Source organism: Marinomonas sp. AWM4_232 (assembly GCF_056158325.1).
Window position 1 is genome coordinate 1,295,350 of sequence record NZ_JBSWTA010000001.1, and the last position, 13,682, is coordinate 1,309,031.

The 13,682-nt window shown below is 49.2% G+C and carries 13 protein-coding genes; all 13 read right to left on the reverse strand.

Annotated features, from left to right (window positions below; genetic code table 11):
* Positions 1-8: 8 nt before the first annotated feature.
* Entirely contained in the window at positions 9-3,473 is a 3,465-nt protein-coding gene (locus tag ACXAC1_RS06175) for a hybrid sensor histidine kinase/response regulator (RefSeq protein ID WP_475059963.1), read from the reverse strand.
* A 97-nt stretch (positions 3,474-3,570) separates the two neighbouring features.
* Positions 3,571-4,155 (reverse strand): HupE/UreJ family protein, encoded by a 585-nt coding sequence (locus ACXAC1_RS06180; RefSeq protein ID WP_475059965.1) that lies wholly within the window; start codon positions 4,153-4,155, stop codon positions 3,571-3,573.
* 41 nt (positions 4,156-4,196) lie between these two features.
* Complete coding sequence (ureG, locus tag ACXAC1_RS06185) at positions 4,197-4,844, reverse strand: urease accessory protein UreG (protein ID WP_199461832.1); 648 nt, start codon at positions 4,842-4,844, stop codon at positions 4,197-4,199.
* Positions 4,845-4,929: 85 nt separating this feature from the next.
* Positions 4,930-5,607 carry an urease accessory protein UreF gene (locus ACXAC1_RS06190; protein ID WP_475063786.1) on the reverse strand — a complete coding sequence of 226 codons (678 nt, stop codon included), beginning with the start codon at positions 5,605-5,607 and terminating at the stop codon, positions 4,930-4,932.
* Positions 5,588-6,031 carry an urease accessory protein UreE gene (ureE, locus tag ACXAC1_RS06195; RefSeq protein ID WP_199461830.1) on the reverse strand — a complete coding sequence of 148 codons (444 nt, stop codon included), beginning with the start codon at positions 6,029-6,031 and terminating at the stop codon, positions 5,588-5,590. Before ureE ends, ACXAC1_RS06190 begins: the two co-directional genes overlap by 20 nt.
* 30 nt (positions 6,032-6,061) lie before the next feature.
* Positions 6,062-7,768 (reverse strand): urease subunit alpha, encoded by a 1,707-nt coding sequence (gene ureC / locus ACXAC1_RS06200; protein WP_475059967.1) that lies wholly within the window; start codon positions 7,766-7,768, stop codon positions 6,062-6,064.
* Positions 7,768-8,088 carry an urease subunit beta gene (locus ACXAC1_RS06205; protein WP_228190133.1) on the reverse strand — a complete coding sequence of 107 codons (321 nt, stop codon included), beginning with the start codon at positions 8,086-8,088 and terminating at the stop codon, positions 7,768-7,770. Before ACXAC1_RS06205 ends, ureC begins: the two co-directional genes overlap by 1 nt.
* 14 nt (positions 8,089-8,102) lie before the next feature.
* Positions 8,103-8,405: an urease subunit gamma gene (locus ACXAC1_RS06210; RefSeq protein ID WP_055463059.1), complete on the reverse strand. Its 303-nt coding sequence runs from the start codon at positions 8,403-8,405 to the stop codon at positions 8,103-8,105.
* 58 nt (positions 8,406-8,463) lie between these two features.
* Complete coding sequence (locus ACXAC1_RS06215; protein WP_475059969.1) at positions 8,464-9,345, reverse strand: urease accessory protein UreD; 882 nt, start codon at positions 9,343-9,345, stop codon at positions 8,464-8,466.
* A gap of 26 nt (positions 9,346-9,371) precedes the next feature.
* Positions 9,372-10,061, reverse strand: coding sequence for an urea ABC transporter ATP-binding subunit UrtE (urtE, locus tag ACXAC1_RS06220; protein ID WP_475059972.1), 690 nt, complete (start codon positions 10,059-10,061; stop codon positions 9,372-9,374).
* 2 nt (positions 10,062-10,063) lie between these two features.
* Positions 10,064-10,921 carry an urea ABC transporter ATP-binding protein UrtD gene (urtD, locus tag ACXAC1_RS06225; RefSeq protein WP_475059974.1) on the reverse strand — a complete coding sequence of 286 codons (858 nt, stop codon included), beginning with the start codon at positions 10,919-10,921 and terminating at the stop codon, positions 10,064-10,066.
* Positions 10,918-12,051, reverse strand: a complete 1,134-nt coding sequence (urtC, locus tag ACXAC1_RS06230; protein WP_475059976.1) for an urea ABC transporter permease subunit UrtC — start codon at positions 12,049-12,051, stop codon at positions 10,918-10,920. The genes urtD and urtC overlap by 4 nt, the downstream gene beginning before the upstream one ends.
* On the reverse strand, positions 12,048-13,607 hold the full coding sequence (urtB, locus tag ACXAC1_RS06235; RefSeq protein WP_475063788.1) for an urea ABC transporter permease subunit UrtB: 1,560 nt from the start codon (positions 13,605-13,607) through the stop codon (positions 12,048-12,050). The genes urtC and urtB overlap by 4 nt, the downstream gene beginning before the upstream one ends.
* Between the last annotated feature and the right edge of the window lie 75 nt (positions 13,608-13,682).

Here is a 13,682-nt window from a genome sequence, read left to right on the forward strand (position 1 = left end):
GTTCCACATCACACGGTGTGCTGTTTTAAGTAAGTTGCAATGCCATCAAATTGGAAGCTTTTATAGAGCGCTTCCAACTGTGCTAAATGTTGTTGATCAACAATCCCCTTGTCAGGAAGCTGATCCAATACGCCACGCACTCCCTTTTTATACCCCATTTCCGCAAACGCCGTTAGCTCTCTGATCATTTCATGATCGGGTATGGGGACAGGCAACTCATCCGTCGCCGCACGTTTAGGAGTTTGTTTAGACATATCCTCTAAAGCAGACAGCGAGACGGAGTCTTCTGCTGAAACGGTTTCTTGATACACCCATTCGATCTTCAACCACTGTTGAATTGCATCCAATAAGGCAGTGTTTTTAATAGGTTTGACAAGATATTGGTTAAACGCATTTTGCTCGTCGGGGCGCCTTTGGTTCTCCTGCGCATCCGCTGACAGCATGACAATCGGCACAGCATAACCTTGCTCACGCAAGACTTTAGCAAGACTTAAACCGTCCATGCCTGGCATCGAGACATCCAGTACAAATAAATCAGGCGAGCACGAATCCAACTCATCCAGACACAGCTTTGCATCGGCCGCTTCAACAACGTTAAAGCCTATGGGGGTTAAAATATCCGCTAGCAGACCACGCACCACAGGATCATCGTCGACCACCATAATGGTTCTTTGGTAACCACGATAACTGACTATTTTCTTGGACATTGGTGTTGCTTCTTGTCCTTGTGATACCCATGGCAACATCAAGCTTACTTTAAATTCACTACCTTCTCCGACCACCGACTTGGCTTGCAGGTCGCCCCCCATGATTTCAGTCAGTAGCTTAACAATGGTCAACCCTAAGCCCGTCCCCGGCAGGTTAGCGGTGGCGACATCTCGCACCCTCTCAAAAGGATCAAAGATTCGCTGTAAATGCTCCTGCTTGATCCCAAGCCCGGTATCACGAATCACGAACTCAGCCACTTGGTTACGATAATTCACTTCAAAAACCACGCCACCTTTAGGCGTGTACTTCACCGCATTGGACAGCAAATTAATCAGAATTTGTCGCAAGCGCTTTTCATCTGTGACCACTTGGTTGGGCAGCGGTGCTAGGATTTTTGCCTGGAAGCCAATACCTTTGCCCTGCGCCTGCATAGCAAACATACTGTTGAGTTGATCAATCAGCTTCGGGAAATCCACGGTGTTTCGGTATAAGTCAAATCGCCCCGCTTCGATCTTAGAAATATCCAGTAGCCCTTCAATTAGGTCGGCTAAATACAAGCCGCTACGATGAATAATGTCCAAGCCATTTTGATGCCCTGATGGCGTATTATCTTTTTCGGAGAGTAATTGAGCATAGCCAATGATCGACTGTAGAGGCGTGCGCAGTTCATGGCTGATCCCGCTTAGATAACGGCTTTTGGCTTCATTTGCCTGCTCTGCTTGTTCTTTCGCACTTTGTAATGCCAAATCCGTTTCTTTGTGAGCTTCCACTTCTTGGGTCAATTTACGGGTTTGACGGTTCGATTCTTTTTGCGCCACCACTCGGCTTTCATGGGCCAACAAAAACAACCACGACAACACGCCAGAGACAATCAGTAAAGTGAAGAACAACGCATACATGGCTTGCTCTAGCAACGCTGCTTCGCTCTCTGTTTGCGGTGCCATTTGCCGATAAATCAGCATCATCAACGCCGCGTTAATAATGTTGATCACCACCAACATGGAGGCAAAACGCCCGAGGCGAGAGCTGATCGCGCGCACCAGTCGCTTTGGTAAAAACAGTTTCAGAAAGTAGTCACTTTGTTGAGAAATGCTGGCCTGCGGCTTACAACTGTCCAAACAACGCACGTCGAGGGAACAACAAAGAGAACAAATCGGCTGTTGGTAAGCAGAGCAGAAGCTCATGTCTTCGCTTTCAAACTCATTTTCACAGATACCGCACTTTAACGTGACCACAGAGTGTCCGTGAGGGTGAGAAATTGGATTGGCTTGCTTCGCTGTTTCTATCAGCGGGATTAACTCAGGGCTTTGTCGCGCAATGTAATACTTTCCTTTGGTAAGCATCGCAATCAGCGGTACACAAATAAAACAGGCTGCAATGGCAATAAAATGCGACAGACTTTTTGCCACCTCACCAAAGATGCCCAAATAACACAGCAATCCGAGCGTGGTGGCGATTAACATCGAACCAGTACCTACTGGGTTAATGTCGTACAGATGCGCACGTTTAAACTCCACATAGTTTGGACTTAACCCTAGGGGCTTATTGATCAATAAATCCGCCGATAAACTCGACAACCAACTCACGGCACTGATGGCAAATACGCTTAAAATAGCACCTAACGCTTGGTAAATACCCAGCTCCATCAATAGGAGCGCAATGGTAACGTTAAAGATTAGCCAGACCACGCGACCGGGGTGAGAGTGCGTAAGACGAGAGAAGAAATTCGACCACGCGATGGAGCCTGCATAAGCATTGGTCAGGTTGATTTTCATCTGACAAATAAACACGAAGACAGCGGCTAAAATCAAAGCCGTCGTCGGAGAAGTCGTTAAGAACAGAAAGATTCGTTGATACAGATAAGTCGGATCGGTTGCCTGTAGGACCGTGGCACCGTCTGAAATGGCTAAATACGCCAGAAATGACCCCAGCAGCATTTTGATCGCACCAATAAACACCCACCCTGGCCCCGCCAATACCAGCCAAAACCACCAGCGATTGCGATTCTCTTTGGTCTTTTTCGGAAAGAAACGAAGGTAATCAACCTGTTCACCGATTTGCGCCATCAGTGCAAACAACACCGAGGCCGCCGCGCCAAACAGCAGCCAATCAAACCCTGTGTCTTGAGGCAAATGGCCGGGGACATACTCCGTCCAACCATAAAAATTTTGATATTCCTGCGTCACCACCACACCAATGGCCGCGACTTGTAAAACCAGCCAAATCCATTGGGTGCCAGTTTGAAAGCGACTGATCGCCCTAATACCATGGGTCACAATGGGAATGACGAATAACGCTGATAAGGCATAACCAATGGGTAAGGGAATCCCAAGCAAGACTTCCAATGCAGAGGCTAAAATGGCTGCTTCGATAGCAAAAAAGATGAAAGTGAAAGTGGCATAGATCAGCGAAGTAATCGTCGAGCCAAGATAGCCAAAGCCTGCCCCGCGTGTCAGCAGATCAATGTCTAAGCCATGTTTGGCTGAGTAATAAGCAATGGGAAAGCCAGTGATAAAGAAAACCGCAAGCACTGTCAAAATAGCGGCTACGGCATTGGTGAAGCCATAGGTTAGCGTAATAACCGCTGCCAACCCTTCTAACGCCAGAAATGCCGCCGCGCCTAGGGCGGTATGACCAACGCGGTCAATACTCATGGAATGGCCTTGCTTAGCCGTATAACGCAGCGCGTAATCTTCCATGGTTTGGTCAGCGACCCACTTGTTGTAGTGGCGCCTTACTTTGAAGATTTTCTGAGCAGCAGCCATCTCACTTCACCCCATCGTAAAACGCCAAGAACAGACAAGTTCTTGGCGTTTATTTTGGGTGTCGAACTACATTACAACACCCCTATCTACTGATAGATTACGCGATTACTAACACCATACCCAATACAGCAATCACCGAGCCGCTAATACGTGTCACAAGTGGCGTACCCAGACGAGCCATTAGTTGACCAAAGCCAACACCCACTAAATGAAGAGCAGTTGTCGCAACGGCAAAACCTAGAGCGTACTGAGCTGCTGCACCGTTCGCAGGCATCTCCATACCATGCGCCACACCGTGGAAAACTGCAAAGCCGCCAGCAATGGCTGCACAGGCTGCCACAGGTAGACGTTTCGCACCCAATACCAATGCACCTAATACCATCACAGATAATAAGATACCTTGCTCAACAAATGGCACTTCTAGACCAGCCATCGCAGCACCGCCACCTAATAGCATCATGGCAACAAATGCCATCGGCACAGCCCAAAGAGCGCGGCCACCCATACTAGCAGCCCAAAGACCTACCGCAACCATCGCCAACAAGTGATCTAAACCGCCCATTGGGTGCAGGAAACCAGACATAAAACTAGACGTGTGCTCGTGTCCTGTGTGCGCCATCGCGACTGTTGATCCGACTGTTAGCGCTGTGACCGTCGCTGCTTTACTCATTGATATACGCATTAAATTTCTCCTAATGTTGCGTTAGCCGTAGGGATTCTACCTTATACCACAGCTTTTGCAGGTGGGATTTGTTTCGCTTCAAGCATGCCTTCTGAGACAATGAACTGAATGATGTCATCCAAGCCTTGTGCGGCTTTTAAATTCGAGAACACAAATGGGCGTTCTCCACGTTGCGCTTTGGCATCTTGATCCATCACCTCCAGTGATGCCCCCACCAATGGCGCAAGATCAATTTTGTTGATGATCAACAAGTCTGACTTGGTAATGCCTGGGCCACCTTTGCGTGGAATCTTATCTCCGGCAGACACGTCGATCACGTAGATAGTCAAATCAGACAATTCCGGACTAAACGTGGCACTCAAGTTATCACCACCCGATTCTACAAACACTACATCCAGCTCACCGTGACGATCCAACAGCTGATCAATCGCCGCCAAGTTCATCGACGCGTCTTCACGAATCGCTGTATGAGGACAGCCACCGGTTTCCACACCAATGATGCGATCGGCTTCTAACGCTTCATGACGCGTTAAAAACTTGGCATCCTCTTGGGTATAAATATCATTTGTTACCACAGCGATGTTGTAGTGTTCACGCATCGCAGAACACAAAGAGCGCAATAATGCTGTCTTGCCCGAACCGACTGGGCCACCTACACCTACTCGTAGGGTTTGCTTTGGTTTACTCATGTTTCGCTCCTATTGCGATATCACTTTGTCAGTTTCGAATGGATGTTAGCCCGATCAATTACCCTAACTCTTTAAACAGAATCCTCTAAGACCGGAACAACCTCGAATATTGGGTTTCATGTAAACAACTGGCGATAGCTACCGCTGGTAGGCCCGCGCCGATATCGTCTTCATCGATGGTTTTCGACAAGGTAATTGCCTCCGATAAAGTCGGTTGCAATTCCCCCAGTAATAACTGTGCTTGGGTCTGCCCTAATGGCACCAGCTTGGTCGCTGCGGCGATTTGGTTTTCCAGCCAAGACCATGAAAAGCCCAGTGCTGCACTATCAAACTCCACTTGCCAGTGCATCGCCGCAATCGCAAACAGCACGACAAAGCTAATGTCTTCCAAGCGTACAAACGGTGTTTCAATCTCCAAACTACGCAACAAACGCGCCAAGGCTTCGCCCATGGCCGTGTCGTTTAGGCGTAATTCTTTGGTCTCACGACACGCTAAGATCAAATCGTTCAGCTCTACAATGCGCACTTCATCACGTTGCGCCCAAGCTGCCATGGCCAAGCGCAACACAGGTAAATCCACACGCGCTAACGACTGCAATAACTGAAGCTGTGTCCAATCCGCGACCTGCGCTTGCTTGGTCACCCAACCTTTATCGATGGCGTATTCCATGCCTTGTGAAAAGGCATACCCACCAACAGGCAAGCTGACACTACTGAGCTGCAATAAGCGCAGCAGACCGTGATCAGTGGTGGTGATGACCATGGCTGTACGCTCCAGATTCTGGATTGAAAATGCCTTGCTCATGAGTGACGACCAATCCTAGCAAGTGCAGCATTTCTTCCAACACGTGATCCGGCTTAATGCGTAACCAACGCTCACCGACTTCCACTTTGGTGTGACGGTTGCCTAAGTGGTAACAAGCTTTAGCAAAGGTCGTCCAATCCTCGCAGCTGGCATGGGCGATGTCTTCGACCGCGCCAACAATTTGAATGGTCTTGCCGCATTCAGAGCGCAAGTATTCGCCCACTAACAAAGGTTTACCGCGGTCTAAAAACACACGAATCTCTTCACCATTTTCGCCAACAAGTTTTAGGCGGCCGCGTTCGCGTTGCTCATGGGTCAAAATCACGGTGGTGTACACCTCATCGTGGCAATGTGTGCCGAGGCGAGTGTAAATATCTAACATAGGGCTACCCCAATTTTTCGCGTTAAGCGATTAAAACAAGTTATACAGTTGCGCCAATGGCAAGCTTTCCGCTGGCTCACAGGTCAGTAACTCCCCATCCGCACGGACTTCATAAGTCTGTGGGTCGACGGTGATATTCGGCATCCACGCATTATGAATCATGTCGGTTTTACGGATGTTGCGGGTGTTCTTACACGCTACCAACGTACGATCTAAACCAAGCGATTCTTTAATGCCGTTATTCAATGCCGCTTCTGAAACAAAGGTCACAGAGGTCGCCGCGGGGGCTTTACCGAACGAGCCAAACATAGGACGGTAATGCACCGGCTGTGGCGTTGGGATAGAGGCATTCGGATCACCCATCGGAGCGCTGGCGATCATGCCACCTTTAATAATCATCGAAGGTTTCACCGCAAAAAACGCAGGCTTCCATAACACCAAATCCGCCAATTTACCCGGCTCAATTGAGCCGACTTCGTGACTGATGCCGTGCGCAATGGCAGGGTTGACGGTGTATTTGGCCACATAACGTTTGGCTCGAAAGTTATCCGCACCCACCTCTGTGTCTTCTGGCAACAAGCCAAACTGTTGCTTCATCTTGTGTGCCGTTTGCCAAGTACGCGTGACCACTTCCCCCACTCGGCCCATGGCTTGGGAGTCTGAAGAGATCATTGAGAACGCTCCGCGATCGTGGAAGATGTCTTCCGCGGCAATCGTTTCTTTACGAATACGCGAGTCTGCAAAGGCCACGTCTTCTGGGATGTTGCTGTCTAGGTGGTGACACACCATCAACATATCCAAATGCTCATCCACGGTATTATGCGTGTACGGACGTGTTGGATTGGTGGAAGACGGTAAAACGTTCGCTAAGCCTGCCGCACGAATGATGTCCGGTGCGTGACCGCCGCCTGCGCCTTCCGTATGGTAGGTGTGAATGACACGGTCTTTGAAAGCATCAATGGTACTGTCGACAAAACCTGACTCGTTCAAGGTATCCGTATGGATCGCCACTTGTACGTCGTACTTTTCGGCAACCGATAAACAGCAATCAATCGAGGTCGGTGTCGTACCCCAGTCTTCGTGCAGCTTTAGACCACAAGCGCCCGCTTCTAACTGCTCTTCCAAAGCATCAGGCAAACTCGCGTTCCCTTTACCTAAGAAACCTAAGTTCATCGGCATGCTATCGGTCGCTTGCAGCATCTTGCCCAAGTACCAAGGACCAGAGGTACAAGTCGTTGCATTGGTACCCGTCGCGGGACCCGTACCGCCACCGATCATTGTGGTCACACCTGAGGTCAGGGCTTCTTCGATTTGCTGTGGGCAGATAAAGTGAATGTGCGCATCAATGCCGCCCGCGGTTAGGATCGAACCCTCACCGGCAATCACTTCTGTGCCTGGGCCAACCACAATATCGACATTGTCTTGAACGTCTGGGTTACCCGCTTTACCGACTTTAAAGATACGCCCATTTTTGATGCCGACATCGCCTTTGACGATGCCCCAGTGATCCAGCACAAGGGCATTGGTGATCACTAAATCTACCGCCACATCATTGGTTAATTGGCTTTGTCCCATGCCGTCACGAATGACTTTACCACCACCAAATTTCACTTCGTCGCCGTAGGTGGTGAAATCTTTTTCTACCTGAATCCAAAGATCTGTGTCACCTAAACGCACGCGGTCGCCGGTCGTTGGGCCGAACATCTGTGCGTAACTTTGTCTATCCATTGTCGCCATTATTCTGCTCCCTCTGCCAAGCTGCCCATCACTTCACCACGGAAGCCATAAATCGTTTTCGTGCCCGCGTATTCGACTAATTCCACTTCACGCCCTTGGCCCGGCTCAAAACGTACTGCGGTTCCCGAAGCAATGTTCAAGCGATAGCCTTTGGCTTGGTCGCGATCAAATACCAGAGCAGGGTTCACTTCATAAAAATGGTAATGGGAGCCAATTTGTACTGGGCGATCGCCGGTATTTTCAACACGTAATGTCCGTGTCTTACGGCCTTCGTTTAACTCGATCACCCCATCAGCGACCTGAATTTCACCTGGAATCATGTTGCCTCCGTGAGTTAGTTAATCGGGTTATGCACAGTGACCAATTTCGTGCCGTCTGGAAACGTCGCTTCCACCTGTACTTCGTGGATCAAATCTGCGACACCGTCCATCACTTGTTCCGCACTCAATAAGGTCTTACCAAATGCCATCAGCTCGGCCACGGTTTTACCATCGCGTGCACCTTCAATAATTTCCATGGTGATGTAGGCCATGGCTTCGGGGTAGTTCAACTTCAGGCCACGATTTAAACGTCGCTCAGCCAACAAGGCTGCAGTAAACACCAGCAGCTTGTCCTTTTCTCTTGGTAGTAATTCCATCGTTCAACCCTTTATTCGTTATCATTTTGCTTCGCGCATGGCGATAGCAGCCTTTGGTTTAGGTTGCCCAAATTCTCGGCGCACACGCAGTTTTATCAATCAAAACTGGGCGTAGCACTTCCCAGCATTGCGTAAACAATCGCTTCATTTTCTCGCTGTCATGACTCAAACTACGCAGCACAATAAATTCATCCACCTGAGTCACGCCTGACAAGCCATCGTTGTCTTGGCAAAGACTTCTCAGGGTTTCCAGCACACTCTCTTTCACGTTCAAAAACGGTCCAGCCAGCAATAAGCCGTTCACTGGCTTGCCTTGCAAACCCGCTTTGCCTGCCATCAGGCCACGACTGTGTTCGTCGACCAATAAGCGTTCGCGTAAGCGTAAACGCCCATCGACACGAATCTGAAAGCTTTGATCGGCTTGCCCTGTTCCAAAATCCAATCGGTTAGCCGGTAAGCCAAAGCAGGTGATCTCCCAACCTATGAAGCGCGCGCTACCGTGCAACTCAATCTGGTTACGTAGTCGTGTGTTGGCATCTGGGTAAAGAATGGTTTCTTGTGGCAGCCATTCCATGATGGCGTCTTTCGGTACCTGCAAACGAGTCGTTTGACGTTGTAAGGTTCGGTCTGGTCGCGCTTTGTAAACGCGCCCTGCCCCAGGGGTAGTAATCAGCACATGGGTGTCAGGGGCTTGGTTGGATTCAATCACTAGCTCATCACCCGACACCAAACCACCAGGAGGGTGCAATAAATACACGTGGGCCGTGTCTTTTCCTTCTGGATAAAAGGGCTTTTGCACATACAAAGGCCCCTTGTGATCGCACGTTTTTAATACGGTGCCACGAGCACTCTTTGTGAACCCGAGTGTTAAATACGCCTGCCACTGACTGGCAGGTGAAACGGTTTCTATTGAGGGCAACGCATCTTTTACAACACTCATGCAACTCCTTAGCTTGCTTTCAAGATCTATACTGCGAGGTATTGCTTAATCAGATCGTCATTCAAGTTTTCCATCTTGTCAGCGGCAACGATGCGGCCCTTTTCCATCAGACGAAACTCTTTGCCGACACGACGGGCGAAGCCCAATTTCTGTTCAATTAAGATCACGGTGAGGCCTTCCTCCTCATTGAGCTTAAGAATCACATCGCCAATCTGCTTTACAATGTTTGGCTGAATGCCTTCATTTGGCTCATCCAAAATCAACACCTTTGGCTCAAGCACTAAAGCGCGGCCAATTGCTAATTGTTGTTGCTGACCACCGGATAAATCACCGCCGCGGCGATGCAACATTTCTTTAAGTACCGGAAACAACTCAAAAATCTTTTCCGGAATCTCTTTGCTTTTGCGCACTGGTAATCCAATCCGGAGATTTTCTTCGACCGTTAGCATGGGAAAGATATCGCGCCCTTGGGGCACATAGCCGATCCCTTCATAAGCTCGACGTTCAGCACTCAGCTTGTGCAGCGCTTGGTTATTCATGGTGATTTCACCGCTTTTAATCGGTAACAACCCCATGATGGCTTTCATTAACGTGGTTTTGCCCACACCGTTGCGCCCCATGATGCAGGTGATTGAGCCCGACTCGATGTCTAAGTCCAAATCCCAGAGTATTTGCGTGCCACCGTAAAGTTGGCTCACTTTGTTCATTGAAATCATGCTTAGGCCTCCGCCGCTTCTTCACCGAGGTAAACCTCGATCACATCTTTGTTACTTTGAATCTGATCCATAGTGCCTTCTGCGAGCACCGAGCCTTGGTGAAGCACCGTTACAGTGCGCGCAATGCTGCGCACAAACTCCATATCGTGCTCTACTACAATCACCGTTCGCTCTCCTGCTAACGATGTCAGCAGCTCTGCGGTACGCTCAGTCTCTTGTGCGGTCATCCCAGCAACCGGTTCATCAATCAGCAACAAGCGTGGATCTGCTGCCAATAACATGCCAATTTCGAGCCATTGTTTCTGACCGTGGGACAAAGCCCCCGCCTTCATAAAACGCTGTTGCTTCAAGCCAATGATGGCGAGCACTTCATCAATACGATCAATTTCAGAAGGAGATAAGTTGGCAAACAATGTCGGCAACACACGCTTGTCGGTTTTCAAGGACAGCTCTAAGTTGTCAAACACGGTCTGCTCTTCAAACACGGTCGGCTTTTGGAATTTACGCCCAATGCCAAGTTGCGCAATGTCGGCCTCGTCTTTGGTCAGTAGGTTATGGGTCTGACCAAAATACACTGACCCTGCATCGGGTTTGGATTTACCTGTAATCACGTCCATCAGTGTGGTTTTGCCCGCGCCATTGGCGCCAATTAAGCAACGCAATTCCCCATCGTTGACATACAGATTCAGATCATTAAGCGCTTTAAAGCCATCAAAGCTGAGGTTTAAACCTTCCACGTACAGAATCATTTGATTCGATACGTCGACCTTAGCCGCTTGTTCCGGCGCTAAGAATGGCCAAACTTGATCTCGACGAAAGGTCTCTCGTAGCCCTTGGATCGAGTTATCGAATGCACTCATGATGTCACCTCCTGAGATGAAGCGGGCTGACGTTTCGATTTCAGCTGGCCGTACAGGCCAATCAATCCTTTTGGTAAGAACAAGGTGACTAGGACAAATAGAGCCCCCAGTGCAAATAGCCAACCGTCCGGCATGATGGCGGTAAAGCGGGTCTTCGCGTAGTTCACCAGTAGCGCTCCGATAATGGCGCCAATCAAGGTGCCACGGCCACCAACCGCTACCCAAATCACCACTTCAATGGAGTTGATAGGAGAGAATTCACCCGGGTTAATGATGCCTACTTGTGGCACGTACAAAGCCCCTGCAACACCCGCGATAACAGCTGAATAGACAAACAACCATACCTTGTAGCGCTCAGTTCTGTAGCCAATAAAACGGGTTCTTGCTTCCGCATCGCGCACCGCCAAAGTGACTTTACCTAGTCTAGAAGACAAGATTCGTTGGCTGAGCATCAACACGGCCGCTAATAAGACCGCGGTGATGATAAACAGCGACACTCGCGTGCTATCAGACTGCAAATCAAAGCCTAAGATTTCTTTAAAGTCGGTCAAACCGTTGTTACCACCGAAGCCCATTTCGTTGCGGAAGAAAGCCAGCAACAGGGCGTAGGTCAAGGCTTGCGTCATGATGGATAGGTACACGCCCGTCACACGAGAACGGAACGCCAGCCAACCAAAGACAAAGGCCAATAATCCTGGAACCAGAACTGCCATGATCATGGCAAACCAAAATTGATCCATACCATGCCAGAACCAAGGCAACTCCTGCCAATCTAGAAATACCATAAAATCAGGCAGGATCGGATGCCCGTACACACCACGATCACCGATCTGACGCATGAGGTACATACCCATGGCATAGCCGCCCAGCGCAAAGAATGCGCCGTGGCCTAAGCTCAAAATACCGCAGTATCCCCAGATAATATCCACCGCCAACGCCAGCATGGCGTAGCACAAATATTTGCCTAACAAGGTAATACTGTAAGTACTCACATATAGCGCAGAGTCTTGTGGTAATAACAAGTTAGCGGCTGAAGCCAATACCGTAACCGCCAAAAGAAGGATGACAAACGGCAGCGTGTATTTGCCTGATGAGCGACCTTCGGAAAACCAGTTGATCAGCTTGCTCATTCTGCTGCTCTCCCTTTTTGTGGGAACAATCCTTTAGGACGTTTCTGAATAAATAGGATGATGAAGACCAATACCAAGATCGCAGCCAACACTGCGCCCGTGGTCGGTTCTAGGAATTTGTTCGCGATACCCAAAGTAAACGCCGCGACTAACGTACCCAATAAGTTACCCACGCCACCGAAGACCACCACCATGAACGAATCAATGATGTACGCTTGGCCAAGGTTTGGCCCAACGTTGGTTAATTGAGACAAAGCCACCCCAGCGATACCCGCAATGCCTGAGCCCAAACCAAAGGTCATCGCATCGACCCACTCGGTTTTAACCCCCATGGCTTTGGCCATACTGCGGTTTTGCGACACAGCACGAACGTTTAGACCTAATGAACTTTTCTTCAAAATGAACACCAGTGCCAAGAACACCAGCAAGGCAAACGCTAAGATGTATAAACGGTTCAACGTCAGAGACAGCACTGGGTTAATTTCCCAAGAGCCACTCATCCAGCTCGGCGTCGATACCTGACGATTAAGCGGAGAGAAAATCGTACGCACCAGCTGTTGTAAAATCAGGCTGATACCAAACGTCGCTAACAAGGTTTCCAATGGACGCCCATGCAGACGACAAATAACTAGGCGCTCAATCAATACGCCCATCAAACCTGAGACAAGGAACGCAGCAGGGATCGCTACCCAAATGGAGTAGTCGATATAATTCGGCATAATCAACTGCACAACGTAAGTGGTGTAAGCACCCAACATGATCATTTCACCGTGCGCCATATTGATCACGCCCATCACACCAAACGTGATCGCCAAACCAATCGATGCCAACAGCAAGACCGAGCCAAGACTCAATCCAAAGAACAGCTGATCCACCAAGGCGTAACGCTCTACCTGTCGGTTAATGTTCACGAGCGCCTTGTCTGCCGCCGCAGCCACGACTTCATTGCTATCTCGAGACAGTTTTAATAAGACGTTTCTAACGTCGTTTTCTAAACTGCCACCCAAAAACTCAATCGCCGCCACGCGAGACGTTTGACTGCTACTTTTGTCCATCGCAGTGTAAATGGATAATGCCGTTTGCATCATCTCTTTCACATCGTTGTTTGACTCTTTGGGGTATAAAACTTCTAGGGTTGCAAAAGTGTCCTCATCAATGTCTGACAACAGCTCACGCACCGCCCCTTCGCGCACATCAGCATTGTTTGAGGTTAACTGGATACGCGCGATCACACCGCGCAATAGGCCACGCAACTTATTGTTTACTTTGATTTTCTTGACGTCTTTGCTGGAAAGACCCGATAGCTGCTCTTGGCTAAATGGGTCAACATAGACCTCTTTACCTTGCACATCGGTTTCCACCACAATGGCTTTGCTGTCTTTAACATAATGCAGGTCACCCGCGAGCCAAGCACGAAATACTGGCAACAGGGACTCGTCCCCTTGCGCTTCGAGTTGCTCAACCATATCGGGTAATTTGGAAAGCTTGGTGGTTGTTAATTGCTCAAGCAGAACTTCAGTTGTCGCCGCATGCACTGGCATCCAACTGGCAAACATTAACAAACAAAATGAGATGAGATATTTCACGAAAATACTCCAGGATTGAGAAGAATGGGGCGTTAGAAAAGACCC